This is a genomic window from Levilactobacillus suantsaiihabitans (assembly GCF_004745505.1).
In the GTDB taxonomy this organism is placed as follows: domain Bacteria; phylum Bacillota; class Bacilli; order Lactobacillales; family Lactobacillaceae; genus Levilactobacillus; species Levilactobacillus suantsaiihabitans.
In genome coordinates, this window is sequence record NZ_RKLX01000011.1 from 20,434 (window position 1) to 46,193 (window position 25,760).

Here is a 25,760-nt window from a genome sequence, read left to right on the forward strand (position 1 = left end):
CTCACAAATTTTTTTATTTTCTCTATTTAGAGTCTCATTTAAGTTTAAAGGTCACAGCTAGTAATTTTAACACATTTAGCGGGTGGTTGAAAGCTATCGACCGCCGACGGACCGCTTCTGACTTAGACAATTGTCCACCCCCGTCACGGTTTTTCGAGTCGATTCGCCGGTGCCGGGGATTTCGTGGTATGATAAGACAATGACCTTTAATCTTTAGAAACGGGTGAAATTATGTCGGCGTCTACTGAAGCCTTACTCATTGAAATCGTCTTTGGCGTGGGGGCCCTGGTGGTACTGGGCGGCCTCGCGGGATTACTCATCGCGCGGGCCAAGCACCAACCTTTACGCCCCACCATGTCCGTCATCCTTTGCGGGGCGGGCTTGGCGGTGATTGCCCTTCTGCTCAACAATCTGTTATTTCGGTCCTATGACCACGTCCAATTAAAAAAGAATCAATATTACGAGGTTACCAGTCTGACCGCTAACATGAAGCAGTCCCTGGCTAGCAGCCGCACGGCCAATCAACCGGTCAGCCCCCAGGCCAAAAAGGCCAGCAAGAATGTCACGTATCTGGTCAAGAACCTCAAGCAGCCGCACCACGCGCTCACCTTGGCTAAAGCGGCACAGCACCAGCTCACCTCGGTCAAGCACCCCGACGTTCAGCTGGTCCGGCGCAACTATCGCGTCATCTTACGCACGTACTTCAAGCAGACCGGCATTACGACGGAGCAGGTCGACCAATTGACCGCCCACGCTTACCGGCAAGCCACTAGCTACCAACGTTAGTGATGGTTGTGGATAGCGACATAGATGGGGCTGGCCACCTTACCGTTCGCCAAATATGGGTTGGAACGCGGTGGGCGGACCGGACCGAGCCTGAGAAACGGTCTCGGCCTCGCTTTGAGCCGAAGTTCACGTCTCAAAGACGCCAGTTCTCTAAGCGCCGTGAACCTTGGCGCTAAGAGAACTCCCACGGCTGAACCCATATTTGGCGAACTCCCGGCTACAAGCGTGCTAATCATCAACGGCGACCTAATCCCAGGCGGTGACTAACCTGACAGCTGGTCATTAACGCTTAGCTAATGCCAGGTTATCAATCGTCGGTTAACCACCGACTCCGACTGACACAGACTACACCACATGGAAGATGAAGCATTTCGTCGTCACCATCTCCGCAGTCCGACTCATCGCGACAACTCATAACAAACAATTAAAAACTGCAGGTTCCCACGTCAGCGTGAGCACCTGCAGTTTTTGTTATTTTAAAATTGACTTTCCGATGCTTAAAGAACTGGCGTCTTTGAAACGTGTTCTTCGGCTCAAAGCGAGGCGGCGAGACCGCCTCTTGGCTCGGCCCGTCCGCCCTCAGCGTTCCAACTCATCTCTAGCGAACGGTAAGGCGGCCAGCTCCGCATAGTCTCGTCAGCCAGCTTAAACGTTCTTTTCAATCTGTTGGACCACGTAGTTGACGATCTTCAAGGAACTCAGCCCGTCGTCGATGGCACAGAAGCGTCGGTAGAAGTCCATGAACTTCTGGTCGCCGCTCATGTCTGGTGTCTGGAGCTTTTCGCCGATCATGTCCAACAATTGCGTTTCATTATGGGCAATCTCACCCGGCAAGTCCTTTTCGTAGTCAAGGTAAAAGCCCCGGAGTTCGTCCTTGTACATGTGGTAATCGTACGGGTAGAACAGAATCGGCCGCTTCAGGTAAGCGAAATCAAAGAAGACGGACGAGTAGTCGGTGATCAACATGTCAGAGATCAGGTACAGCTCGGAGATGTCTGGATGGTTGGACAGGTCAAAGACGACCCCTTCGTAGCCACTGATGTCCAGCGCGTTAGAAATCAAATAGTGCATCCGCAGCACTAAGACCGCGTCTTTACCAAATTTCTCGCGGAAATCATCCAGTGAAAATGGCAGTTCGAAGGTGTACTTACCCTTTTCAGCGAACTGGTTGTCCCGGTAAGTCGGCGCGTACAAGACGACCTTCTTGTCCAGTGGAATCCCTAGCCGTTGCTTCAAGGCAACCACATCTTCGGGCGTACTGTTGATCAGTTCGTCGTTTCGGGGGTACCCGACCTTTAAGATCTGGTTGTTAAAGCCAAAGGCCGACCGGAAGATCCGCGTAGAATAGTCGTTGGGCGAAACCAACGCATCCCAGCGGTTGGCTTCCCGAACGAAGTTGGCGTGGTACTTGGCCGTCGTGGTGCCAGGCATCGACACGTTTTCAATGTCCAAGCCCAACTTCTTCAACGGCGTCCCGTGCCAAGTCTGGATGTAAGTCACGTAATTGGGCTTACGGACCCAGGCCGGGAAGCGCGCATTACTGATCCAGAAGCTGGCCTTTTCCAGCGTCCGCACCCACTTGGCCGTCCGCCGCACGACAAACGGGATTTGATTTTCCCGGCAGAACTTCTTTTGCGACTTGTCAATCGACCAGACGAAGTTAAACCCAGGGTACAGTTGCACGAACAAGCGATAAATGGCGTACGGCGAATCACTGACTTGCCGCCCACCAAAGCTTTCGAAGATCAGGGTTGGCTGCTCAAATGGCCGGTGACCGCGCTTGAATAACCGCCGCATGTAGGCCAGGTTGACCTTGTCCATCAACAGGGACAGTAACTTGGTCGCCCCACCGATTTTGCTAGGCACGTGGGCCAAGCGTTGGGGCAAGGTTGGCGCCGCCATTTCCTGAATTCGAATCCCATTGTCAAAGCGCTTTTGCACCAAGATCAAGCGGTGGTTCGGGGTAATGGCTTGGGTGACCTGCCCGGCTAATGACTTGGCCAAGACGACCCGTTGTTCCAGGTCTGTGCCCGCTACCGTGGAGCGGATGAAGAGCTGTTGGGTGCTGTCTTGGGGCAAATCAGACAACGGAATAGCGCCCGTGAACAGGCCGTGCAGGTTCATGTGGGTGATGGGCCACTCCGCGGAACTATCCTGCTTTTCGTTCTTCAAGACTAATCGCTGGTTCTCGATGGCTTGGCCGTTGAGGCGGCTGCGCCCGATGACCTGGAGCTGGTCGTCTTGTAAGTTGATGGCACTAATGGTGAATTCAGTTTCGGACTGTTGGGTGTGCAGGTTGAACAACGCCATCCCCTCAGCATCACTGTTGACCTGGTAAAAACTGGTCAACGTCAATTGGTGCCGGTCACTGAGGTATTCACTTTCGACTTGGATCAAGCCGCGAGTGTTCTGTTGCCGAATATTTAAGTATAGTTCCCAACTGAACTCGCTTTGTTCCGACGCCGGGATCTGCAGGTCCGCCGCATTGAGACGAATCCGCACGATCTCCGCACTGACGACCTTGCTGATGGGCACGGTCAACGACGCCTTGGTGGTTTTTTCCAAGAAGGTGACCGCTAAATCATCGAACGGTTCCGGCACGTCGATCAGTTCGAGTTCGAGTTCTTGTAAATTCTTTTTATGATGTAATCCAGATAAAATCGCACGCACGATGGAAAAACTCCTTAGTAATTAAAAATCAGCTGGTTCGGCATTTGCGGTGAAATGGCGGCGTTAATCGCCAGGTCGACGTACAACCGCGTCTCCGGCGTCAACAGGTGGCTCAAGACCGCTTGGTAAAAGGTATACAGGTCATCAAACCGTCGGTAGTTCGAGTAGGCCAATACGCCGTAGTACGTCTCTGCGGCCGAGACGATTGAGGTGTGATCCACGGTAGCGGCCTCGGCCTTGTTTCGTTGGCGCTTAGTCATGTTGGCCAGCGCCGCGTTTTGCTTGGCATCCGCGAATTCCGTGGCCATCATGGCCGACGCATTGCTCAGGTTGAAGACGTGGTTGATGGGCCGTTCATGCCGCACGAAGCGTAGAACCGCTTCTCCCTTGGCGTTTAAGACGTAGCTGGTCTGGGCGACCTCATCCGTGATTTTTTCAATGCCGACGACCTGACCGTCCAAGCCGTAAGTGTCGATCTGCACCAACTGATCGGCGTGATACTGCCGCAAGACCATCGGTGAGTCATCGTCTAATTGCCGTAATTCGGCGACCAGGTGACCGGCGTCCAAATACCGCTTGACCTGTTCTTCGTTGTCGGCGAATAGCCGCTCATCAAAGGTCGTCAGCGTGGGCGTGTTACGCTCGCCACTGGTCAATTTTAAGCCTTGCTCATCGCGATACAGGTCGGCTAAGGTGACCAGGTTCACATCACTGACGCCCGGGTTCTTGCGGGCCAAGCGATTTAAAAAGGTCCGCACTTTCCAGGTCGCCTCAAAGTCCACCAGCGCGACTAACACGCTGACTGCCACGTCTTGTTTGACCGCTTGCAATAATTGCTGGGTAAAATTGGGCTTATGCATCCCGTTTAAGGACGTTACTAAAAAAATAATTTGTTGCATTCCTCTGCCTCCGTCTGCGCTCTAATAAGAAAAAATCCCTAGTCAACGACTAAGGATTTTCACCAACACTACTCTTTTTCCTTCCAGTCTTCTTCGTCTGATAGGCCTAAGTCGTGCTTGATTTTAGTCGTGGAAATGCCTTCCGTCCGTGGTAAGTAAACCACTTCACAGTAGTCCTTCAAGAAGTCAAACTTGCCTTTCCAGTCGTCACCCATGACGAAGATATCAATATCATTATCTTGGACGTCGCGAATCTTTTGGTCCCAAGAGGTTTCTGGAATGACGTGATCCACGTACTTAATGGCTTCGAGGATGTACTTACGGTCTTCATAAGACGTGTAAGCCCGCTTGCCCTTTTCGGCGTTGAATTCATCAGAAGACACGCACACTGTCAAATCGTCACCCAAGGCTTTCGCCCGCTTCAATAACCGAATGTGACCCTTATGTAATAGGTCAAACGTCCCGTACGTAATTACTTTTTTCATGTAGACTCTCCTACTTTATCTGGTTAATTTCCCCGCCGCAGTCTGCAGGGGGCACAAAAAAATTCCAATAACAATCTAAATAGTAGCATATTCAGCGGTCACGTCAACTTCAAACCGCAAACGTTACGCAATTCTTGAGAATTTTGACACCCTAAAGTGCGGATTTCTTACTGTGATCCAGCTGCCAAATACTGTAAAGATACTGAACAATCGTCTTGACCACGGCGTATAGCGGAATCGCCAGAATCATCCCCAGTAGCCCCGCGATATTTCCTGCTGCCAATAAAATAATGATAATCGTCAGTGGATGGATCTGTAAGCTCTTGCCAATGATGTTGGGGTACACCAGGTTGCCGTCGATCTGTTGGACCACCACGACCACGATGATAACGTATAGCACCAGGCTGGTACTGCTGGTGAAGGCCACGATCAAAGCCGGTAGAATACCGATGTACGGACCCACGTAAGGAATCAAGTTGCAGATACCGGCGAACAGCCCCAGCAACAACGCGTATTTCTCCCCGACCAGGAAATAGCCGATGGCCGTGAAGCTGCCGACAAACAGGCATTCAATGATCTGACCACCCACGTAACGGGCAATCGTCTGGTTCATCCGGCCGAGCAATTCAGCAATCTGGTCGCCGTGCTTTTCGGGCAACCAGCTGCGAATGGCCGGCATGAACTTATCACCATCCTTGAGCATGTAAAACAGCATGACAGGCACTGTAACGGCCGTGACGGTCACGGTGGTCACTGTCCCGATGATGGAGCCAATGCCCGTGGTCAGGCCGCTCATGAAGCCCTGGGCGTACTTGGCGAAGGCGGACTGGAGTTGACTGAGGTATTTGGTAAAATCCACATCCTTAAAGGCCGGCTGATTGATAAACTTACTCAACACTGCCTCGCTCGACTTGGCAAACCCCGGGATGTTGCCAATCAAATTGGTAATCTGCGTGGCCAGCCGCGGAATCAGCCACATACCACCGGCCACCAAGACCAACACCAGCAACAAGAAGACCAGTGCCACGGCTCCGGTGCGGTTGAGATGAAATTTCCGCCAACGCACCTTTTCTAGCACCTTGACCAAGGGGTTCAACAGGTAAAACAACACCCCAGACAACAGGAGCGGTGCGAAGATTGTCGACAGAAAGACCCCAATTGGGGAGAACAGAAAGCTAATTTGCGTACAGACCCAGATCAATGCGGCCACGATCAACAATTCTAATGACCAAAAGAGGAGTCGTGAGTTGGCGACCCATTTCATGGCGGACGCTCCCTTCGTTTTCACCAGCCACCCGGCCGGTCTGATTTTTAGAAAAAAGGAGCGAGCCACGAAATGGACTTGCTCCTGGTGGTACGGAAGACAACTCTTACTGATCATTCGAGCGTCGAAGTAACTCCTGATAACGTTGGTACCAGAGATCGACGTAGGCTTGGGAAAAAGGCCCCTTATGATGATTAATCCAATCGACCAGGGTCAACACGTTGGCCTTCAAGATCCGATCGGTTGCCTCACCATACTGCCACCGCTGACTGAAATCTTCATACTCGTCAACGTCGAGCAGGCGTTTCTCACCATCCGGAAAAACCTTCACGTCGAGATCATAATCAATGTATTTGAGCGCTTCTTTATCCAAAACGTACGGGGATGCCAGGTTACAGTAATACGACACCCCGTTGTCCCGAATCATCGCAACAATGTTAAACCAATAATGCTTGTGAAAATAAACGATTGCGGGCTCACGAGTCACCCACCGCCGCCCATCGTCTTCGGTGACCAAGGTGTGGTCATTGACGCCGATGAGGGCGTTTTCGCTTGTTTTGAGTACCATAGTGTCGCGCCAAGTTCGATGCAAACTTCCGTCGTGCTTGTAGCTTTTGATCGTAATGAAGTCGCCTTCCTTAGGTCCTCTAGCTTCGCGCGTCATGTCTAAACCCTACTTTCTAAGTAACGGGTAACTATAAAAATTCACTCAATATTATACCAGATTACGCCTCCCTTGAATAGGTTCAGACCGATTCTCCTGAACAAATTCCTTCTGGTGGGCGGCTATCGTCCGGTGAATTTTACTTGGTGTTGAAGATTGCCCAGTAAATTTACTAGCTGCGCAAATCATCATTTTCCGCGTTAAAACTTTTCCAATAGCCCCCAACCCCGACTTGCCAAATTCCACAATCAAGTTCACTATTGAGTTAAAAATTTTAGAAAATCGAGGTAACTTCTTATGGCACAAGCTCCCCTCAGCTCCTTTGAACCCCTGATTCCCCAAGTCGCCGAACTTTTGGCGGATGATCCTAAATTAACGGCCTTCTTTAACGACCTCACCGTGGGCTACCAACGTGAATGGGCCCGCTACATTTTCGGCGCCAAGGCCGACGCGACCAAGCAACGTCACATCGCCGACATGCGCCAGATTTTAGCGGCTGGATACAAGTCCAAGCGGGCTTACGGCAGTCGGCCCAAAGACTAAGTGGTTGGTGGCGACGGGGGTTATACTGGCCGCCTTACCGTTCGTTAGAGATGGGTTGGAACGCTGAGGGCGGACCAGCCGAACCAAAGTACGGTCCCGGCTTCGCTTTGAGCCGAAAAACACGTCTCAAAGACACCAGTTTACTAAGGCGGCAAGCCGCCAAGTTAACTCCCACGGCTGAGCCATATTCAGCGAGCTCTCGGCTCCGGTGGTGGTTGCCAGCCACTTAGTCTTGGCATCTGTTGGCCCCGCAACATCGCACATGCCCTGGCTGCTGGTCAGTCCCTCTTTTCATAAAAATTTATCGCACCAAAGCACTCGTTAAGACAAACAAAACACGCCTAGTTACTAGCAAATCAAGTCGCTAGTAGCTGAGCGTGTTTTTTTAAACTTCTACAAATGAATTAACCGAAATCGACATCTTGCCACCCAAGTACCTGCACCGCTGGTTTGCGCTACCGTCGCCGGAGGGGGCCAGGGATGGCGCCCGCTGTGACGAGGTTCTTAGGTCGAATGGTATTTTTCGGCCTTAAAACCTGGGACGACTTTGGAGACTTGCGCTTTTAGCAAGGCTTCAAAGCGAGCCGGAAGACCGCCCCTCAGGCTGGAGGCGGTCCCCATAGCAGGCAGAATCCCTGGCCCCCGCAGGCAAACTGTGCGCAAGCCTGCGTGCTAGTTCTTGAGCTGGCCGGATTCGAGGAGGTTCCAGATCTGAATAGCCGGCGTTTGTGCCAACTGGTTGGCCCGGTAGTAGTTCGTCAAAAGCACCACCGCGTCTTGGCCATCCTTGCTGATCAGCGCCGTTGCCTCATACCCGTAAGCCAACCCGTGCACGCGAATGTACCCGGGGTAAACGTACGCGCCCCCGCCGTACATCGAATTGGACCCCGGCGCCAGTAAGACGTTGACGTCGCTTTGCGGATACAATTTTCCTAACAACATGTTGCGCTCACCCACATATAGGTCGTGGGCGGACATGTAGACCTGGCCCGTTCCGAACTGGTAGAGCATGGACGCCCGCGATTCTGGATATTCCGAATCGTAATTGGTGCCCACGTCGGCCTCATTGTTATTTTGATACCCCTGCGAGTAGGCCTTGCGGTGGGCCATATTGAAGACAAAGCCCGTGTGGTGCAGGCCCCACGGCTCAATGATGTTTTCCGTGAAGTACTGCCGGTAGCTTTCCCCGGTGACCTGTTGGATGATGCCCGCCAGCAACATGAAGTTGACCGGTGAGTAGTTCCATTTGCCAATGGTGGCCGGCTGACTGATGATGTGGTGCAAGATGAATTTGATCATCCCGTCTTCCGAATGCAGGGTGTCCGGAAAGGCCTCCAACGTCAGCCCACTCTTCATGTCCAGCATGTCACGCAAGGTGATGCGCTGTGACCCCTTGATCTGCGGATAGTACTTCGCCAACGGGTCCGTCAGCGACAGCCGTTGTGCCGCCGCCAACTTCATGATCAGTCCCGCCGTAAAGGACTTCTGCACGGACGCCAGTTGATAAACGCTGTTGATACCATTTTTCTTTTGCTCATTGGCCTGCGCGTAGCCAAAGCCTTGCTCATACATAGTCTTGCCCGAACGCACCACCAGCGCCGTGCCTACGAAGCGATTGGCGCGTAAAATGGCGTCGATCTGCCGCGTCGCCGCGGTCACCTTGGGCTTGACCGTCTTTTTCTTGGCCGGCTTCTTGGCCTTGGACTTGGGTTTAGGCTTCGGTTTCACCACCGAACTGCTTGTGGCGGCCGGTTCCGCATGACTCTGTGTTTGCCCGTTAAACCACCAAGCCAAGCCGCCCCCAATACCCAGGACCATCCCCAACGACACCAGAATACCCAACGTCCGTTTCCGCATGACAACTCCCCCTTACTCTTTTGCGTTGCTATTCGGCCGATTCCCCTAAATCAGCCAGCCACTGACTAATATCGTCGAGCTGAAACCCCTTGCGATACAACGCCTGCTTGGTCTTATATTTACGCTCTGACGGACTCAAGGCGCGGTACCGCCGCCACAGCTTCTCGCCCTGCTTGACCAATAAGTCGTGTTGCTGGTCAAGGTCAGGGGTCAAGTCCAATGTGGCGATCATCTGCCCGGCCTCGTCGTTGTTAAACCCACGTGAAATCAAGCCTTGACGAATCTTCTGCTGCTGGGTCCCAAAGGCCTGGCGGTGGTAGCGCTTCGCCAATTTCTCCGCCACGGCCGTCCCCACGGTCAGGCGTTCTTCTGGCGTGTACAACACCAGCGCGTCGTCGATCAGCTTTTCCCCCACACCCTTTTGGCGCAAATGCTGGCGAATCACCCGCGGGCCCTTATCTCCCGTGTGCATCATCGTCCGCACGTAGCTGGCGGCGTAGTGGGCATCGTCCACCAGGTTGAGCTCCCGCAATTTCTGAAACGTCAGGTCAATCGTTTCTTCTGGGATTTCCAGCTCGACCAGCTTGTCGTGAATCTCCTTTTCGGTCCGCAGCTGATTGGACAGGTAGTCCAACGCGCGGTTGTACGCCTTGGCAACATTGTCTGCGTCCACCAGCTGGCTCTCCAGTTCCTTGGTGACCTCCATGCCCTTGTACAGGCGAAAGTCAATCAGCACACTCTCACTGACGGGAAACGCATAAGCGCCGTCAACGTATACGTTATAACGGCCGCTATTTTTCTTCTGGGCCTCAATCATGGTAATGACGGCCATTACTGTCACATCCTTCGTTCAAAATACCAGTCATCCTTAACTGTCTGGCACCATTTTACCAGTTCTCCTGGGGGTGTGGGAAGCAGAGTGCCAGATTTGTTAGTCAATCATCTTTTCGCGCGGTACACGGTTATTTCCCCCAACCGTTCCTAGTCACCGCCACGGCAACCTGCTATAATTAACGACAAACACGGGTTTAACCTAAGGAGTGAAACGAAATGGTATCAGCACAAGTAGTCTTTGCCACTATCACCGGCAACAATGAAGACGTGGCCGACATTGTCACGGAAAAATTAGAGGACCTCGGTTGTCAGGTCAAGGAAACGGAAATCTCACAGACCGACGCCGCCGAATTCGAAAACGTCGACATCTGTGTGGTCTGCGCTTACACCTACGACGAGGGCTCGCTGCCCGATGAAGGCATGGACTTTTACGAGGACTTGCAAGACTTAGATCTCACCGGCAAAGTCTATGGCGTGGCCGGGTCCGGCGACACCTTCTACGGCGAATACTACAACACCACCGTCGATCATTTCGAAACTACCTTCCAGCAAACGGGCGCGACCCGGGGTGCGGCACCGGTCAAAATCAACCTAGCCCCCGACCAAGCGGCCATCGACCAGCTGGACGCCATGGCCCAACAACTCGTCGACACCTACCATCAGGCGCACGCTTAACTGAGGGCTGGCTGACGGGGGTTTGCGTTTTGCTGTCCGCCTTACCGTTCGCTAGAGATGAGTTGGAACGCTGAGGGCGCCGCGTCGAGCCACAGGGCGGTCTCGACACTCAAGTTGGAGCCGATAGAGCGCGTCTCCAACTTGCCAGTTCCCTAAGCGCCATGGACCGCGCCGCTAAGGGAACTCCCACAGCTGAACTCATCTCTAGCGAACTTTCGGCTACGATAATGCTTGTCAGCAGCGCTAGTTAAGGGCCGCGTGACCTGTGGTTGGATGGCTGCGTTGTTAACTGTGGCTGGTTTTTCTCACCGCTAATCATGGGTCCATAAAGGATTATGGCGTCAACGTCTTAATCCTGCCAGCGCATCTGATAAGCCCTCCTCAAAAACAATAACACCATAACAAAACAGACCAGGCGAATTTGTCGTCTGGTCTGTTTTTGCGTTCACCCCACCTTCGGCCCAATCGGCTTACTTAGGGGATTTATTTTTTAAGCGATACTTGCGATACTTCAAGAGATTGGGAATCGCTAGTGCCTTTTGTTCCTCGATGGCGCCGACAATCAGCTCCTGGATGGCCGCGTTCAAGACAGCCCCGAACATCAGAATCAGGCCGGTGAAGTCTAGCCAAAACATCAAGAAGATGAATGTTCCAATGGTTTTGTAGCTGTCAATGTTGTGGGCAAAGTATTTCACATAGATGGAGAACGCTTGCGATAACAGTAACCAGCCGACCGTGGCAACCAGGGCTCCCGGCCACACGAACCGCCATTTTAATTTGGCATTGGGCACGAAATAAAAGAGAATCATCAGCACCACAAAGACCACGAAGAACGTCAGTGGCCATTTCAAGGCATTCACGTACGCTAGAATGGCGTTGGGCAAATGCAAAAGTGGCGTTAATTTTTCCAAAACGATTTGGCCGAAACTGAAGAAGATCATTAGTGCAAACAGAAACGCGATCAGCACGACCATCCAAATGAAGGCCACCACCCGGTTGACGAAGGCATTTTGATTCTTCGCCACGCCATAAGCCCGGTTGACGGTGCGCTGAAACGCCGCGACCGCCCGGGATGACGACCAGATGGAAACGATAACCCCGATGGATAAGACGCCGCCACTCCGATTATTCAGGAAGGAGTGAATGATGGGCTCTAACATGTCAAAGATACTCTCGGGGACCATCGGCTCGATGCTGTCCAGCACCGTACTGGTTTGGATGTTCAAATAAGGTAAAATACTGGCCAGAACCAGTAGGGCTGGAAACAAGGACAGCAGGGTATAATACGCCAAGACCACGGCCGAGTCGGACACGTTGGCCATGGTATAGTGCTTGGTAATGGTCATGTAGATACGCTTGAGCTGCGCACCCCGCTTACGCCACTGAGTGGTCACGGTCGGTTGGCTCCCTTCTTTGGTTTAATTTGATTTAGTTCCGTTGGCAACGTGGTAAACGCTGCCGCCTACGACTGCCAGGGGTTCCGCCTGATTTGGGGAACGCCTACAGACTGAGAAGCGGTCTTTCGGCTCGCTTGAAAGCCTAGCAAAGTTCGCTAGTCTCTCAAGTCGTCCCGCCCAATCAGATTGACACAGCCCGTCACGGATCACCGCGTCAACTAAGCGGCCTGTAACGGATCACCACAACCGTAGCCGATAGTCGCCCACCGCGTACCGATCTCGAATTGGATGCACGGTACGGTGGCTCTTACCCCCTCAATGCAGGGACCGTTAAAATGACCCGTAATCCTCGGCGAACTTGAGCGTTCCAATCATCTTTTCCAGCGTCTTGCGGCTGAAGCGGACCCGTTTGGCTTGGCGGAAGGACTCGATGAACGTCTTTAAATCCTCGTAATTGGCCACCGCCGTGCAGTTGTAAGCGTCGTGGGCGTTGAGCTTGGTCTTGTTACCCACGACTAAGGAATTGCTCCGGTCATAACGGTCGTAATAATTATAATAAACTAACGGCTTCACGAAGTCGATGATCCGATCGTTTTTATTTTCCAATTGCTTGTGCATCGTGATTTCACTGTTGATGTAACGCACCAGCAACTTGGAGGACAGTTCCGCTTGCGTGGCCGGGTTACTGATCCCCGTGTGTAGCGTGATGGACCGTTGTCCGCGGCCCTCCTGTTCCAGACTCATGGTGTACCCCTGCGTCAGGGATTCATTTTCTTCCGATAAATTCGGCAAGAAAAAGCGGTCCAGCCGGTTGGTCAGGGCCTTAGCCGTGTCCTTTTCTCGGTTGCCCAGGTTGACGCCGGAAAAGTCATCCAGACTCGACGAGAAGATTTCTTCGGAGAGGTCATGGAAGATCATCCCCCGCCAATACTTGCTTTCCACGTTGATGACGCCAAAGGACGTGACCAACAGGTTATCGATCTGCATGACGCGCCAGGAGTCCCCGTCGTTCATTTCCTGCGTGACCGGATTCTTGACCTTGTTGGCGAAATGCACGTTGCGCAAAATTTTATAATCGAAGCGTTCGTTGTGTTTGCGCGCGGCCAAATGAATGTCGCGCATGATTTCTGATAATTGTTCTGTGGTCTTAATTTCGGCCCGGTCGTATGCCGTCTCAGCCATTCGCATTGCCCCCATTAATCGCTGCTTCAATGGCAGCTAAAATTCGTTCTGACGCGTGCCCATCCCCGTAAGGATTCTTGGCCTGCGCCATTTGGTCGTACGCCGCCTGGTCCGTCAGTAGCGTTTCCATGGCTGCTGTGACCTTGGCAGGATCGGTGCCGACCAACTTCAATGTGCCGTTCGTGACCCCTTCCGGCCGCTCCGTGGTGTCTCGTAGGACCAAGACCGGCTTGTTTAGGGAAGGCGCCTCTTCTTGCACCCCACCCGAGTCGGTCATGATGAAATAACTGCGGGCGGACAGGTTGTGAAAATCAACTACATCCAGTGGGTCGATCAAGTGAATTCGGTCCATGCCACTCAATTCCTCGCGAGCCGCGGCTTGAACCACCGGACTCAAATGCACGGGATAGACCAGTTCAATGTCCGGATGGTCAGCGACCACCTGACGCACGGCCTTGAAGACCGCGTGCATCGGTGCGCCTTGATTCTCCCGCCGGTGCATGGTCATCAAGATCATGCGGTGGCCCGGTTTGACCTGATCCAAGACGGCGTGATGGTAGTTGGCGTCAACCGTTTGCTTCAAGGCGTCGATGGCCGTGTTCCCGGTCACGGAGATGTGGTCGTCAGGATGGGCCTGCTTCAAGAGATTTTGCCGCGATAGTTCGGTCGGCGCAAAGTACAGGTCGCTCAAAATGTCCGTCAGTTGCCGGTTCATTTCTTCCGGATACGGTGAGTACTTGTTCCAGGTCCGCAAACCAGCCTCCACGTGGCCCAGCATGGTTTGATGGTAAAAGGCACTGATGCTGGCCGCAAAGGTCGTGGTCGTGTCGCCGTGGACCAGCACGATATCCGGCTGCGCCTCATCGAGGACCGTATCCAGCTTGGTCAAGACCCGAGTGGTGATGTCGCTCAGCGTCTGACGGGGTTGCATAATATTTAAATCGTAATCAGGCGTGATTTTAAAGATTTCAAGAACCTGATCGAGCATCTCGCGGTGCTGCGCGGTCACCACTGTGATTGGGGTGAACTCAGCGGGACGTTGTTGCATGGCCAAGATAATTGGGGCCATTTTAATCGCTTCTGGACGGGTACCAAACACCGTCATGACTTTGATTGGTTTTGTCACTATTTTCCCTCCAAATGGTGTTGATTAGGTCAATTATAGCAGATGCCACCCGCCCATGTTATTAATTCCCGTTTTTCTGCGTAAATGCTACACTGTAGCCATACCTTACCGTAGACACTGGCGTTGACTGGCCGCCTGCCGTTCGTCAAAGGTGGGATTGGCACGCAGCGGCGCCATCTGGATTGCTCCTCCAGACGTGGGCGCCAGTTGATTTAGGCACCGGATTAGCCCAATGTCATCGCTTTGCCCTGACCCTTCCGTGGCTGACTTATCCTTGTCGTCAACTTTTAAGCCAAATGTCATGGTCAGCCCCAAATATTTGAGGTAAGATAGTATCGTTGTGTGAAAGGAATGTCTAAACATGAAAAAGATTAGTCTGGTCGTTCCTTGCTATAATGAGGAGGAGTCAATTCCATTATTTTACCGAACTGTTAGCAAGGTGATCGACGCAATGAACACCCCCACGCCGACGGTCACGCCGGAATACATTTTCGTAGACGATGGGTCGACTGACCACACCCTCAAGGAAATGAAGGAGCTCCACCAAAGTTACCCCGAGACCGTCCATTACCGGTCGTTCTCCCGGAATTTTGGGAAGGAATCCGCACTGGCTGCGGGGTTACAAGCCACGACCGGGGACGTGGTCGCCGTTATGGATGTCGATTTACAAGATCCACCGGAGTTGTTACCCAAGATGTTTGCGCTCATCGAAAACGACGGTTACGACTGCGTGGGCACGATTCAAAAAGAACGGCGCGGGCAAAGTAAGTTGCGGGCCTTTCTGTCCAGCAGCTTTTACCGCGTCATCAATAAGATCTCGGACGTGCGCATCGAACCGAACGCGCGTGATTACCGATTGATGACCCGCCAATTTGTTGATACCGTGCTCTCTTTACCCGAATTCAACCGGTTTTCCAAGGGTATCTTCAGTTGGGTAGGCTTTAAGACCACCTATCTGACCTACGAAAGCCAGCCCCGGGCCGCCGGGACCACGCATTGGAATCTGCGCCAGCTGTTTGCCTACTCCATTGAAGGCATCATTGATTTCTCCAATGCCCCGTTGCGATTAGCCACCTGGGTCGGCAGTATTTCCTTTATCTTGTCGATTTTTGGTTTACTGTTCGTCATCATCCGGGCACTGACCGTTGGCGGTGCCGTCGCCGGCTGGCCATCTCTGGTCGCCATCTTGCTGTTCATCGGTGGGATTCAATTGTTCTGCCTGGGAATCCTCGGGCAGTACATCAATAAGATTTATCTGGAAACAAAACACCGGCCGAAATACATCGTCCGGGAAGAAAAATAAGTTTGCTGGGACCTGGCACGTGTTGCCAGGTCTTTTTTTGCTATTCTCCAGAACATGACCCATCCTGGGGCGACTCGCGGCATTGGGTTTAGTTACTGACCGCTTCATGTTGCGAACTGGCCGCCTACCGTTCGCCAAATATGGGTTGGAACGCTGGGGCGGACGGGTCGAGCCAGCTGGGTCGGCGGTGTAGGCTGAGGTTTCTTCTCAGCCCACAGCGCGGGACGACTTGAGAGACTGGCGAATTTTGCCAGGCTTTCAAGCGAGCCGGAAGACCGCCCCTCAGGCTGGAGGTGTTTCCCAGAGCAGGTCCCACCCTAGCCTGACGCAGGCGCCTGATTTCACCTATTTTAGGTGTCGGAACACCGCCGTTTCCGGCAGTCAACCTGTCAAGTCTACTTCCAGTTTCAAACACAAAAATGACCCGCCTCCCCTAAGGGCACGGGCCACACATATTTCAAAAATTAGTGAATAATGGCGTTCATCAGTAAGACCATCAACAGCCCCACCACGGAGATAACCGTTTCCAGTGTCGTCCAGACTTGGAACGTTTGCTTAACGCTCAAGTCAAAGTACTCGGAGAACATCCAGAAACCGGCATCGTTGACGTGAGAAGCGGCCAAAGAACCGGCCCCAATAGCCAAGGCAATCATGACCGGATCAGCGCCCAGTGAATGCATCAATGGCGTGATCAGCCCGGAGGCCGTCATCCCGGAAACCGTGGCGGAACCCAAGGAGACCCGTAGGATGACGGTAATCAGCCAAGCCAACAGGATTGGTGAGAACGTAGAGTTCATCATCAATTGTTGCACAGCCTTACCGACCCCACCGTCGATCAGCACTTGCTTGAAGGCTGAGCCCCCAGCAATCACCATCAGTAACATGGCGATCGACTTGATGGCGTCTTCCAGCGTCCCACTGATTTCCTTCATCGAACGACCGCGATGGAAACCCATGGACCAAATGGCAAACAGCAAGGCCACGACCATGGCGATGACAGGATTCCCCAGCATCGTGATGACCGCATCCAGACCATGCGGATTCTTCGGCGCCGTTCCGCCGTTGACCACCATTTGATAAACCGTTGCCAAAATCATGAAGACTACGGGGAACAGTGACGTGAAGACGGACAGACCGAAGCCTGGCGTTTCCTTCAAGTCAAATTCCTTCACTTCCCCGAAGGCAGGCAAGGAACTCTTGATGACAAATAAATCTGGATTAAACCGGCGAATCACACGCGTCCAAATTGGACCAGCGACGATCACACAGGGAATGGCCACGATGATCCCGACCATTAACATTTCCCCAACGTTGGCACCTAAAGCCGTCGCAACGGCGGTTGGTGATGGTTGTGGGGGTAAGAACCCTTGTGTCGCCGACAACGCGGCCGCCATTGAGATTCCCAAGTAGAGGAATGGCACTTCGGCTTCCAGCGCAACCGCAAAGACGATTGGCGTAACCAAGACCAGCCCCACTTCAAATAACAGAGAAATCCCAATCAGGAAGGACGCGACCACGATGGCAACCTGGAGTCGTTTCTTCCCAAAAATTCTAATCAACGTCCGGGCGATTCGGTAAGAACCCCCGGCATCAGACACTAACCGACCAATCATGGCACCGAATCCAAAAACGATAATCAGTTCGCCCATCGAGCTCCCGATACCGTTTTTAATGGAATCCGCAATATTTGCCGGGTTCATGCCTAAACCGAGCGCTACCAAAATAGACGTAGCGATCAGTGAAACGAAGGTGTTTAACTTTACTCGAATGATCAAGAAGAGCAAAAGTAAAATACCCAATAACAAAATCACGAACTGCATATTTCTCTCTCTTTTCTTATGCTCGATTCTGATGAATTCAGCCTGCCGTAGCCAAATTCGATCTTGTCGCATAAGAATCATTGTATGAAAAATTTTTTCAACTTGCAAGAGGCAATCTGAATATTATTTACAGTTTGCTTGTGAAAACAGCTGTGAAAACGCTATCTGACAATCATTACCGAAATTGGAGAATATTTCGCCATGTAGGCTGCCTGACTCCCAAAATATTTCCGCACGCCGGTCTTGGACAACGAGCCGACGACTAACAGGTCGGGCTCAACTTCGGGGATGATCTGCTTGACGATGGTTTCACCAGGGTCGCCCTCACCGATGATGATTTTGACCTTGGTAATCCCAAAGCGTTGTGCCAGGTTCTCGTAAGCTTCCAAATGCTTTTGCAAATCGGCCCGTTGGCCGTGCACATAGTCCTTGCTGAGCGCTTGGTAAATGTTCATGTTGTCCGATTCCAAGACGGAACAGATGACCAACTCGGCATTGTCGAATTTGGCGCGGTTCATCGCGTAACGAAAGGCCAATTGCGCATCCGGTGAGTCATCGACCCCCACTAAGATTCGGGTAAATTTCTTCGGATTCATTGATCCAGCATTGTCCATTGAAAACTCCTCCTCACTTTTTCGTAACCACATTCATTATAGCCGAAAACGATTCCATTGGGGAGGTGAATGCATGAAAAAAGCGAGAGTGGGCCCAAAAGCGATTAGCCGGCGAGCATTAAGACTGGCGGACTTGGCCAGGCTCTCAAGCGAACCGGAAGACCGCCCCTCAGGCTGGAGGTGTTCCCCAGAGCAGGCCCCACCCTAGCCTGACGCAGGCGCCTGGTTTCATCAATTTTAGATGTCAAAACACTACTGTTACGGTAATCAGCGCGTTAATTTCACTTTCAACCTTCAGTTATCAAGTTTAAGCGGAACCGGAGCTGCCTTTTGGCGCAAGTTTCAGCCATTTAAAGTTTCGTGAAGGTCGGTTCCCAGAGCAAGCCCACTCTAGACGCAAGCCCCTGGTTTCACCAACTTTACTCGAATTTGCATTTTGACCAGACACGGTCCGTTTTCTAACCACGAAAAAAGTCGCTTCAAATCAACGATTCAAAGCGACTCCAGATGTTTACGATTTAACGTCAATGGCCCCACCCGGACTCGAACCGGGATCATTCGCTTAGGAGGCGAGTGCCCTATCCAGTTGTGCTATAGGGCCAAATAAAAGATCCGCTTATCATTCTCACACGGATCTCGAAAATTGTAAAGGACTAGTTCTGCGCGTCGCGGTCCCGCCACTTCTTGCGCATCCCCTTGTTCTTAGTGTGGCGGTTCTTGTGCTTCTTTTTCTTGCTGGGGTTCGGCTTCTCCGCCTTGGCCGTTGCCTTGACGCTCGCCTGGGTCCCCGACTTAGGCGCTGCCGTAGCAGCCGGTTGGGCCTTAGTCGTTGCGGTGGTCGTCGTGCGCACCGCCTTAGCCGTTTCGTTGGCCTTGACCGTCGCCGCCGTGGGCCGTTCGGTCGTCAATTCACGGCCACTGAAGTAAAGCGGCACCAGGTCATAGTCCGTGTCCTTGAGCAGGCGTTTCAAATCCCGCAGGTCATGGTCGTCGCCGAGACTGATCACTTGTCCTGGTTCGCCCATCCGGCCGGTCCGCCCGACCCGGTGGACGTATTCGTTGACCTTATCGGGTAAGTCATAGTTGATGACGGCCGGCAACTTGGGAATATCCAACCCCCGCGCCGCCACGTCCGTCGTTAGCAGCAACCGGATCCGCCCCTGCCGGAAGTCTTGAAGTGCCTTTTCCCGTTGGACTTGCCGCAGGTCACTGGTCAAGCCCGCTGCGGACACGTGGTCGTGGTAAAAGCGCGTCGCCGTCTTCCGCAAAGTGCTGGACTGCTTGAAGAAGACCAGCGCCCGGAAATTAGGCATGGCCAGCAACCGTTTTAGCATCTGGTCACGCTTGTTCATCCCCACTTGCAGCAAGCCGTGGCGCACTACCCCTTGCGTCTTGTCCTGCTCACGAACATCGATGCGTTCGACCGTTTGGCCAAACCATTTATCCAGCTCGTGAAGAATCGGCGTGTCGGTGGCGGAGAAGAAGCCCAACTGAACATCAGCCGGCGTGGACTGGGCAATCTCGCGCACCGTGTCCAACGTGTCGCCCGTCAATAAGTCATCGGCTTCATCGACGATCAGCATGGAGACCAAGTGTAACTTGAGCTTGCGGTCATTGACCAGATTCAAGACTCGCCCCGGGGTGCCGACCACAATTTCCGGCCGCTTCTTCAGGCGTTCGGTTTGGCGTTTGACATTGGCACCCCCGGTCAAAGCGACCACCTTGAGATCCAACAACTTGCCCCAATCGCGCATGACGCGACTGGTTTGAATGGCCAGCTCCTGGGACGGTTCCAATACGATCAGCTGGGTGCCATCGCCGGGGAGAAGATTGGCTAAGGCCGGCAGCGTGAAGGCCACGGTCTTACCGGAGCCAGTCGGGGCCAACCCCAAGACGTTTTGGTCACCGACCATGGCATCGTACACCGCCGTTTGAATAGCGGTTGGTGCCTGGTAACCGAGTTCTGTAAAATGTTTTTCAAATTGTTTTAACATGCTGTTTCCTTTCTAGTCGTTCTCATCAGCTGGGAAACGCAGGTTAGCGCTCACTCGCAGGCTGTAAAGCACTTGGTTCACGGTCAGACTCCACTGTAGCCAACGCTGGTAGTCTGCTTGGTTCTGTGGGTCATCCGGGGCCAACAACACCCGCGCGAAGTCTTGGACCTCTGGCAACATCGGGTTGGCTAGGTCCGGTGCACTCAGGTCTTGCACGACACCGGAAGCCGCGTGTTCCTCGACGTGGGTCAGCTCACCGGCGCTATCCAGCGCAATGGTTTCCTTCAGACCGTAGATTTCAGAAATTGCGGTCGAATTGCTGGTCTTGCCAAAGGACACGGTCACGTCAAAGCCTGGGTACCGCAACATGGCAACCCCTTTGCCGTCCGCGCCGGTCGCAATCAGCGTCGGGTAGTACTGGACGTGTTCCGGTTGGCCAAACAAGGCAATCGCCAAGTAGATCGGATAGACGCCCAGATCCTGCAACGCACCTCCGGAGAACTGGCGGCTGAAGACGTTGGGCACTTCGCCATCCAAGACCAGGTCGTAGCGCGACGAGTACTTCATGTAGGTCAGCGATGCCCCCTGGATCAGTGGCAGGCCCAACAAGGCCTTTTCCAAGGCGTGGAAGTTGGGCGTATGCACGTGGCGCGCCGCCTCAAAGAACTTCACTTGGGGATGTTGCGCCAAGGCTGCTTGAATGGCCACCATTTCTTGGCGATTGCTGAAAGCCGGCTTTTCCACCACGATGTCAATATCGTGGTCGATGGCGGCCATGGCTTGCTTGAAATGCAGGCTGTTGGGCGAGGCGATATACACGACGTCCAGTTGGGCCTGAGTCAACATATCTTCATAATTGGTATAGCTAGCTTGGGCGTGATTTTTAGTAGCAAATGCCTCCGCCGTATCCTGATGCCGCGAGTACACCCCGGCCAATTCGTACTGACCACTGAGGGCCAAGGCTTCGACCAGCTGTTGGGTAATCCAGTTGGTGCCGACCGTTCCCATGCGAATCATATAAATCCCTCCAAATTGTTTCGTTACCTATTTAATATTTAACGTCAAAAATTCACTAGACCACTTTTAGAGTACCACACTTCTGTGCACAATCGGTCATCCGTGTTCGTCCCGGTCGTCACCGCTCCCCGATTTTGAAATTTGATATAGCTAAACCGAAACCACCACTAAGCGGGGCAATCCTTATTTTACCAGGCACCTTCCCTGGGCGATAGCCAGAGAATTAATTTTCCCCAAAATCCAGGGGAAATATTGCGGCTTTTCCGGTTAAAAATGTTATATTTAAAGGAGAAACTAATTCAAGGGAGGGATTACCGGTGAAAGGTCGAGACATCGCCTTATTTGGAATTTCACTGGTTGCCGGATTGACTGGCGGCTTTTCGTTGCGCAAAAAGAAAGACCCACAACCAAGCACGTCGCCACTCTTCTACGTTGGGACGTGGCAGTTCATTGACCCCCACAACCAGCGGCGCCACCGGTTAGAAATTAGTCCTAATCTTGACGTGCAAATCGATGACCACCAACTACAGGTCCGCGTTCAAGACCTCAATGAACAACAACTGACATTTCAGGATAAGTTCGGCTATCATCTGACGATTCACGCCAATGAACGTCAACCAATTTCCTTTTTCGATGAAGCCGACGACTGCACCTACGCCATGCAGCCGCTGACGGCTAAGCCAGACCACCCTAACGAAAACTAACGTGTTTAGAGTGGGACGAAAGGCGATTAGCTGGCGAGCATTAAGGCTGATAACCAAATAATCCCGATCTTGGATTGTTTGGTTATCAGGTTTAAGCGGAACCGGCTGCCTTTTGGCGCACGTTTCAGCTAGATAAAGGTGAAGTGAAAGAGCCTGGGGATTTTGTCCCAGGCTCATTTTTTGTCTATTACGTTAATCATTTAAAACGTCTGAGAAGCGCCCTTCCGCCATCGTAGCACGCTTTAATCGTTGCACGAACACCAAGGCGTTTTCGATATCCGGCTTGATCTTTAAAACTTGGTCCGCGCACGCTTGTTGCGAGAGGAGTTGCTGTTTCACCTGCTTTTCGGCAATGAAATCCATCACGGCCTGACTTTCTGCCGCTGACAGACGGGCCGTTAAGAGGACTAACGCCACCGATTCCAAATGCGCACGGTCGGCTAATTGATTCAACACCGTGATCATCAATTCCTCGTGATCAAAGATATTAGCCGCCATGTTAACACCTTCTCTCAACTAATTGGCCGCGAACTTCTGCCAAGCGTGCTGGTTGCCGTTGAACACGGAGCGCACAACGGGTAGACTCTGACCATTTTGGGTGACACTGCCCTCCGTGTCATACGCGATCAGCTTGACCTGAGCGCTGTGTCCGGCTAATTTGCCACCGGTGACCCAATAATCTTGTGCGGGTAAGACCGGCTGAACGAATTGCGTCAACACCTGTTGTGTCGCTAAGATAATCACACCCTGATGATACCATTCGAGCTCACTGACCAGTTTCTTCAGTTTTTGGCCTTGCTTGGCCATATCGACATTACTACTATTATATTTACCATAGTAGTTCACGGCCACCATGATTGGGAGTGTCCCCGTATTTTGCCCGACCGTCGTGTGAAAATGCCGGTACTGGCGGTTGGCAGACGTGGTAAAGCTAAACGTGTGGGCAACGCCGACCTTGACGCTGGCCCCCTGAGAACGAGAATAGTTATCGCTGAAGTCGTCATCGGTGTACGTGGCTCCTGAAGTGGCTTGCAAATACACGAACTGAACGTGTTTAGCCAACTGCTGATAGTCCAGGTAACCACTGTCCTGATTGACTGTCACACCGCGAATCGGATAATTGGCCAACTGCCGTTTTTGGTGGGCCTGCCACTGTGTCCAACCAAAACCCGCGATAAGCGCCACGACAATCAGTCCCAACAAGACCCACCACCGGCGATGGTGCCGACGATGAAACGTATTCTCATAGATGGGTTGAACCTCACGTCGCTTCACCGTCACTCACCACTTCTCCTCAGTCTGTAGAATATCATCTATTATACCATGCCTATCCCCTAAAAAAGCTTAAAGAAAAATGAGCCACCAAGCAATTTGGGGGCTCATCTATTTTACGGAAATAGTTGTCTATTATACAGTCGGTACTGGCCGCCTTACCGTTCGCTAGAGATGAGTTGGAACGCTGAGGGCGTCGGTCCGAGCCATAGAGCGGTCTCGGGCCTCAACTTGGAGCCGATAGACCGCGTCTCCAAGTTGCCAGTTCCCTAAGCGCCGTGGCCCGTGCCGCTAAGGGAACTCCCACAGCTGAGCTCATCTCTAGCGAACTATCGGCTACAATGGCCGTTGTCAACTACCTTTGTCAATTGGCTACTGCCGACCAAATCGCCATCATACTGGTTACAACAATCTAAACACATAGTTTCTGAACCTGCGAATTTTGCCGGAGGCAGCCAGGGTGGAGCCAGCTGTGTCGGCGGTGTTACCTGGCGTTGTTTGCCAGGTCATAGCGCGGGACGACTTGAGAGACTGGCGGTCCTTGCCAGGCTTTCAAGCGAACCGGAAGACCGCTCCTCAGTCTGGAGGTGTTCCCCATAGCAGGTGGAACCCTGGCTGACGCAGGCGCCTGGTTTCACCAATCTTAGGTGTCGGAACACCGTCGCTACGCCAATCCGCGCGTTAATTTTACTTTTAACCTTTAATTATCTATTGTACAGTTGGTGCTGACCGCCTTACCGTTCATGGCGGGTCTGTTCGATGACGTCGCGCACCTTGGTCAGCGTTTGGTCCGTTCGCGACGAGATGCGCAAGACCGTCATCATAAACAGGCTGTCCAGAATCGCCAGCTGTGAAATCAAGGAGTACATCCCCTCCGAACGGTAATTGACCTCGTCCGTTAGTGATAGGAAGGAAACGTCGGCGGCCTGAGCGAGCGGCGAGCCACTGTAGCTGGTGATGGCAATGATGGTGACACCATTTTTGTTTAGCTCATCGGCAATGTTTAGCGTCTCGTGATTCCGTCCCGAGTGAGAAATAATGATGGCACAGTCGTCTTGGCCGAGCTTGGCCGCCTGCATCAGTTGAATATCATAATCCGGATAAAACGCCACGTTGAGTGAGGTTCGTAAAAACTTATGGTAGCCATCCAAAGCCGCAATCGATGACCCGCCGAGCCCAAAGAACGTCACGGACTTGGCGTGAATCAATTTCAAGACGGCTCGCGCCAACTCGTGTTCACTCAGCGCCTCATTGGTCGCTTCTAAGGAATGAATCGTGTAGCGAAAGGTCTTGTTGGCAATGGTCGACAGCGAATCGCCCTCATCGAGTTCAGGAAATGAACTAACTTGCGGAGCGTCTTCAATCGCCATATGGGCCAATGCCATGGTAAACTCACGATAGTTGGCATAATCCATGCGTTTGACGAACCGCGAAATCGTGGCCGTGGAAACACCGGTCGCACTCGACAGTTCTTTGATGGTCATCTCACTGACGACTCCCGGATTGTCCAATGCGAGCTGGGCAACTTTCTTTTCCGTCCGGGATAATTGATCATAGGTGCCCCGGATCTTGCCAATCGTTGAACGCGCGATGGTTGCCGCCCCCTTTCTAGCAGCCTTTTGCTGCGTTATTTCACTTTTTGTAAACATTTTACATCAAAAGCCTTGAAAAGTGAAACTTTTTTACATATAATAGCGTTGTCAGAAAAATTTCGCATCATGCAAAGGAGATTAATTTCATGAAACTCGGATTAATTGGTTTAGGTAAGATGGGTCTTAGTCTTGCAGAAAACGCTATGGATCACAACCACGAAATCGTCGGTTATGATTTAAACAAAGATTTTGTTGACAAGGCAGTTGCTGCAGGTGCTGAAGGCGCCGATAGCTTAGAAGATATGGTTGCTAAGTTACCTTCACCTAAGATTGTTTGGGTCATGGTTCCAGCCGGCAAGCCAACCGATTCCACGATTGAATCATTAAGCACGTTGCTGGGTAAGGGCGACATCTTAATTGATGGTGGGAACTCTTACTACAAGGATTCTCTTCGTCACAACGACCTCTTAAAGGCCAAAGGCATCGACTTCTTTGACTGTGGGACTTCAGGTGGTATGGAAGGCGCACGTTCACACGGTAACTTCATGATCGGTGGGGACAACAAGGAAGCCTTCGAAACGCTTCGTCCATTATACGAAGATATCTCTGAAAAAGACGGCTACCTTTACACCGGTCGTGCCGCTTCAGGTCACTACTTGAAGATGGTCCACAACGGGATCGAATACGGTGAAATGCAAGCCATCGCCGAAGGTTTTGAAGTGCTTGAAGCTTCTGACTTCGACTACGACAACGAAGCCGTTGCCAAGGTTTGGAGCCACGGTTCTGTTATCCGCGGCTGGCTCATGGAATTGGCCGAAGAACAATTTGCCAAGGATCCTGAACTTGAAAAGATCGCTGGCCGCATGCACGCTTCTGGTGAAGGTCAATGGACTGTTCAAGAAGGTTTGGACAGCCACGTCCCAACGCCAGTTATCGCTTTGGCCTTAATGATGCGTTACCGTTCTATGCAAGATGACACCTTCACTGGTAAAGTGGTTTCTGCTTTACGTAACGGTTTTGGTGGCCACGCCATGGACAAGGCTGGCAAATAACACTTTTTAA

24 protein-coding genes and 1 tRNA gene are annotated in these 25,760 nt (G+C 52.4%); 6 read left to right on the forward strand and 19 right to left on the reverse strand.

Annotation, left to right across the window (positions count from 1 at the left end; genetic code table 11):
• Positions 1–231 precede the first annotated feature (231 nt).
• Positions 232–786: a hypothetical protein gene (locus tag EGT51_RS07635; protein ID WP_135368127.1), complete on the forward strand. Its 555-nt coding sequence runs from the start codon at positions 232–234 to the stop codon at positions 784–786.
• A gap of 645 nt (positions 787–1,431) precedes the next feature.
• Here the strand turns inward: EGT51_RS07635 and EGT51_RS07640 are convergent.
• From EGT51_RS07640 to ntdP, 5 genes are all read right to left on the reverse strand, one after another.
• Positions 1,432–3,456: a CDP-glycerol glycerophosphotransferase family protein gene (locus EGT51_RS07640; protein ID WP_135368128.1), complete on the reverse strand. Its 2,025-nt coding sequence runs from the start codon at positions 3,454–3,456 to the stop codon at positions 1,432–1,434.
• A gap of 14 nt (positions 3,457–3,470) precedes the next feature.
• Positions 3,471–4,355, reverse strand: a complete 885-nt coding sequence (locus EGT51_RS07645; RefSeq protein WP_135368129.1) for a hypothetical protein — start codon at positions 4,353–4,355, stop codon at positions 3,471–3,473.
• A 68-nt stretch (positions 4,356–4,423) separates the two neighbouring features.
• Positions 4,424–4,840 (reverse strand): glycerol-3-phosphate cytidylyltransferase, encoded by a 417-nt coding sequence (gene tagD, locus EGT51_RS07650; RefSeq protein WP_125574803.1) that lies wholly within the window; start codon positions 4,838–4,840, stop codon positions 4,424–4,426.
• A gap of 151 nt (positions 4,841–4,991) precedes the next feature.
• Complete coding sequence (locus tag EGT51_RS07655) at positions 4,992–6,104, reverse strand: AI-2E family transporter (RefSeq protein WP_135368130.1); 1,113 nt, start codon at positions 6,102–6,104, stop codon at positions 4,992–4,994.
• Between the two features lie 106 nt (positions 6,105–6,210).
• Complete coding sequence (ntdP, locus tag EGT51_RS07660; RefSeq protein WP_125574805.1) at positions 6,211–6,768, reverse strand: nucleoside tri-diphosphate phosphatase; 558 nt, start codon at positions 6,766–6,768, stop codon at positions 6,211–6,213.
• 297 nt (positions 6,769–7,065) lie between these two features.
• Between ntdP and EGT51_RS07665 the strand changes: the two genes are divergently transcribed.
• Positions 7,066–7,311, forward strand: a complete 246-nt coding sequence (locus EGT51_RS07665) for a YdeI/OmpD-associated family protein (protein ID WP_135368131.1) — start codon at positions 7,066–7,068, stop codon at positions 7,309–7,311.
• Between the two features lie 672 nt (positions 7,312–7,983).
• Here EGT51_RS07665 and EGT51_RS07670 read toward each other — a convergent pair.
• Both EGT51_RS07670 and recX read right to left on the reverse strand, forming a co-directional pair.
• Positions 7,984–9,168 carry a serine hydrolase domain-containing protein gene (locus EGT51_RS07670; RefSeq protein WP_135368132.1) on the reverse strand — a complete coding sequence of 395 codons (1,185 nt, stop codon included), beginning with the start codon at positions 9,166–9,168 and terminating at the stop codon, positions 7,984–7,986.
• Between the two features lie 28 nt (positions 9,169–9,196).
• On the reverse strand, positions 9,197–10,000 hold the full coding sequence (recX, locus tag EGT51_RS07675; RefSeq protein WP_135368133.1) for a recombination regulator RecX: 804 nt from the start codon (positions 9,998–10,000) through the stop codon (positions 9,197–9,199).
• Positions 10,001–10,218: 218 nt separating this feature from the next.
• Here recX and EGT51_RS07680 point away from each other — a divergent pair, with 218 nt between their 5' ends.
• Positions 10,219–10,677: a flavodoxin gene (locus EGT51_RS07680; protein WP_135368134.1), complete on the forward strand. Its 459-nt coding sequence runs from the start codon at positions 10,219–10,221 to the stop codon at positions 10,675–10,677.
• A gap of 470 nt (positions 10,678–11,147) precedes the next feature.
• On the opposite strand, the gene EGT51_RS07685 is transcribed toward EGT51_RS07680, so the two are convergent.
• The 4 genes from EGT51_RS07685 to EGT51_RS07700 all read right to left on the reverse strand — a co-directional run bounded on the left by EGT51_RS07685 (position 11,148) and on the right by EGT51_RS07700 (position 14,685).
• Positions 11,148–12,071 (reverse strand): YihY/virulence factor BrkB family protein, encoded by a 924-nt coding sequence (locus EGT51_RS07685; RefSeq protein ID WP_135368135.1) that lies wholly within the window; start codon positions 12,069–12,071, stop codon positions 11,148–11,150.
• Between the two features lie 333 nt (positions 12,072–12,404).
• The gene (locus EGT51_RS07690; RefSeq protein ID WP_135368136.1) at positions 12,405–13,256 is read right to left on the reverse strand and encodes a nuclease-related domain-containing protein; all 852 of its coding nucleotides are present in this window, start codon (positions 13,254–13,256) and stop codon (positions 12,405–12,407) included.
• The gene (gene wecB, locus EGT51_RS07695; RefSeq protein WP_135368137.1) at positions 13,249–14,382 is read right to left on the reverse strand and encodes a non-hydrolyzing UDP-N-acetylglucosamine 2-epimerase; all 1,134 of its coding nucleotides are present in this window, start codon (positions 14,380–14,382) and stop codon (positions 13,249–13,251) included. Before wecB ends, EGT51_RS07690 begins: the two co-directional genes overlap by 8 nt.
• A gap of 105 nt (positions 14,383–14,487) precedes the next feature.
• Positions 14,488–14,685 (reverse strand): hypothetical protein, encoded by a 198-nt coding sequence (locus EGT51_RS07700; protein WP_135368138.1) that lies wholly within the window; start codon positions 14,683–14,685, stop codon positions 14,488–14,490.
• A 58-nt stretch (positions 14,686–14,743) separates the two neighbouring features.
• On the opposite strand from EGT51_RS07700, the gene EGT51_RS07705 reads away from it, so the two are divergent.
• A complete protein-coding gene (locus tag EGT51_RS07705; protein ID WP_135368139.1) occupies positions 14,744–15,685 on the forward strand; it encodes a glycosyltransferase family 2 protein in 942 nt (313 codons plus the stop codon).
• A 464-nt stretch (positions 15,686–16,149) separates the two neighbouring features.
• Here EGT51_RS07705 and EGT51_RS07710 read toward each other — a convergent pair whose 3' ends face one another.
• From EGT51_RS07710 to EGT51_RS07730, 5 genes are all read right to left on the reverse strand, one after another.
• On the reverse strand, positions 16,150–17,505 hold the full coding sequence (locus EGT51_RS07710) for a gluconate:H+ symporter (protein WP_135368140.1): 1,356 nt from the start codon (positions 17,503–17,505) through the stop codon (positions 16,150–16,152).
• Positions 17,506–17,666: 161 nt separating this feature from the next.
• Positions 17,667–18,119: a universal stress protein gene (locus EGT51_RS07715; RefSeq protein WP_135368141.1), complete on the reverse strand. Its 453-nt coding sequence runs from the start codon at positions 18,117–18,119 to the stop codon at positions 17,667–17,669.
• A gap of 528 nt (positions 18,120–18,647) precedes the next feature.
• Positions 18,648–18,720 (reverse strand) — tRNA-Arg (locus tag EGT51_RS07720).
• 52 nt (positions 18,721–18,772) lie between these two features.
• Positions 18,773–20,113, reverse strand: coding sequence for a DEAD/DEAH box helicase (locus EGT51_RS07725; protein ID WP_135368142.1), 1,341 nt, complete (start codon positions 20,111–20,113; stop codon positions 18,773–18,775).
• Between the two features lie 12 nt (positions 20,114–20,125).
• Positions 20,126–21,130, reverse strand: a complete 1,005-nt coding sequence (locus EGT51_RS07730; protein WP_135368143.1) for a Gfo/Idh/MocA family protein — start codon at positions 21,128–21,130, stop codon at positions 20,126–20,128.
• A 317-nt stretch (positions 21,131–21,447) separates the two neighbouring features.
• Between EGT51_RS07730 and EGT51_RS07735 the strand changes: the two genes are divergently transcribed.
• Positions 21,448–21,834: a DUF4828 domain-containing protein gene (locus tag EGT51_RS07735; RefSeq protein WP_135368144.1), complete on the forward strand. Its 387-nt coding sequence runs from the start codon at positions 21,448–21,450 to the stop codon at positions 21,832–21,834.
• Between the two features lie 192 nt (positions 21,835–22,026).
• Here EGT51_RS07735 and EGT51_RS07740 read toward each other — a convergent pair whose 3' ends face one another.
• The 3 genes from EGT51_RS07740 to EGT51_RS07750 form a co-directional block, all read right to left on the reverse strand.
• The gene (locus EGT51_RS07740; protein ID WP_135368145.1) at positions 22,027–22,332 is read right to left on the reverse strand and encodes a hypothetical protein; all 306 of its coding nucleotides are present in this window, start codon (positions 22,330–22,332) and stop codon (positions 22,027–22,029) included.
• A gap of 18 nt (positions 22,333–22,350) precedes the next feature.
• Entirely contained in the window at positions 22,351–23,115 is a 765-nt protein-coding gene (locus tag EGT51_RS07745) for a GH25 family lysozyme (protein WP_225428700.1), read from the reverse strand.
• A gap of 725 nt (positions 23,116–23,840) precedes the next feature.
• Positions 23,841–24,755 carry a MurR/RpiR family transcriptional regulator gene (locus EGT51_RS07750; protein ID WP_135368146.1) on the reverse strand — a complete coding sequence of 305 codons (915 nt, stop codon included), beginning with the start codon at positions 24,753–24,755 and terminating at the stop codon, positions 23,841–23,843.
• An 89-nt stretch (positions 24,756–24,844) separates the two neighbouring features.
• Between EGT51_RS07750 and gnd the strand changes: the two genes are divergently transcribed.
• Positions 24,845–25,750: a phosphogluconate dehydrogenase (NAD(+)-dependent, decarboxylating) gene (gene gnd, locus EGT51_RS07755; RefSeq protein WP_135368147.1), complete on the forward strand. Its 906-nt coding sequence runs from the start codon at positions 24,845–24,847 to the stop codon at positions 25,748–25,750.
• Positions 25,751–25,760 lie beyond the last annotated feature (10 nt).

Excerpts from the sequence above, each read along its gene's own strand:
- EGT51_RS07710 (WP_135368140.1), bottom strand. The coding sequence starts at position 17,505 with ATGCAGTTCGTGATTTTGTTATTGGGTATTTTACTTTTGCTCTTCTTG.
- EGT51_RS07645 (WP_135368129.1), bottom strand. The coding sequence starts at position 4,355 with ATGCAACAAATTATTTTTTTAGTAACGTCCTTAAACGGGATGCATAAG.
- tagD (WP_125574803.1), bottom strand. The coding sequence starts at position 4,840 with ATGAAAAAAGTAATTACGTACGGGACGTTTGACCTATTACATAAGGGT.
- EGT51_RS07665 (WP_135368131.1), top strand. The coding sequence starts at position 7,066 with ATGGCACAAGCTCCCCTCAGCTCCTTTGAACCCCTGATTCCCCAAGTC.
- EGT51_RS07750 (WP_135368146.1), bottom strand. The coding sequence starts at position 24,755 with ATGTTTACAAAAAGTGAAATAACGCAGCAAAAGGCTGCTAGAAAGGGG.
- EGT51_RS07705 (WP_135368139.1), top strand. The coding sequence starts at position 14,744 with ATGAAAAAGATTAGTCTGGTCGTTCCTTGCTATAATGAGGAGGAGTCA.
- EGT51_RS07690 (WP_135368136.1), bottom strand. The coding sequence starts at position 13,256 with ATGGCTGAGACGGCATACGACCGGGCCGAAATTAAGACCACAGAACAA.
- EGT51_RS07680 (WP_135368134.1), top strand. The coding sequence starts at position 10,219 with ATGGTATCAGCACAAGTAGTCTTTGCCACTATCACCGGCAACAATGAA.
- EGT51_RS07655 (WP_135368130.1), bottom strand. The coding sequence starts at position 6,104 with ATGAAATGGGTCGCCAACTCACGACTCCTCTTTTGGTCATTAGAATTG.
- EGT51_RS07700 (WP_135368138.1), bottom strand. The coding sequence starts at position 14,685 with ATGACATTTGGCTTAAAAGTTGACGACAAGGATAAGTCAGCCACGGAA.
- EGT51_RS07725 (WP_135368142.1), bottom strand. The coding sequence starts at position 20,113 with ATGTTAAAACAATTTGAAAAACATTTTACAGAACTCGGTTACCAGGCA.
- EGT51_RS07730 (WP_135368143.1), bottom strand. The coding sequence starts at position 21,130 with ATGATTCGCATGGGAACGGTCGGCACCAACTGGATTACCCAACAGCTG.
- gnd (WP_135368147.1), top strand. The coding sequence starts at position 24,845 with ATGAAACTCGGATTAATTGGTTTAGGTAAGATGGGTCTTAGTCTTGCA.
- EGT51_RS07740 (WP_135368145.1), bottom strand. The coding sequence starts at position 22,332 with ATGGCGGCTAATATCTTTGATCACGAGGAATTGATGATCACGGTGTTG.
- EGT51_RS07670 (WP_135368132.1), bottom strand. The coding sequence starts at position 9,168 with ATGCGGAAACGGACGTTGGGTATTCTGGTGTCGTTGGGGATGGTCCTG.
- EGT51_RS07715 (WP_135368141.1), bottom strand. The coding sequence starts at position 18,119 with ATGGACAATGCTGGATCAATGAATCCGAAGAAATTTACCCGAATCTTA.
- ntdP (WP_125574805.1), bottom strand. The coding sequence starts at position 6,768 with ATGACGCGCGAAGCTAGAGGACCTAAGGAAGGCGACTTCATTACGATC.
- recX (WP_135368133.1), bottom strand. The coding sequence starts at position 10,000 with ATGGCCGTCATTACCATGATTGAGGCCCAGAAGAAAAATAGCGGCCGT.
- EGT51_RS07635 (WP_135368127.1), top strand. The coding sequence starts at position 232 with ATGTCGGCGTCTACTGAAGCCTTACTCATTGAAATCGTCTTTGGCGTG.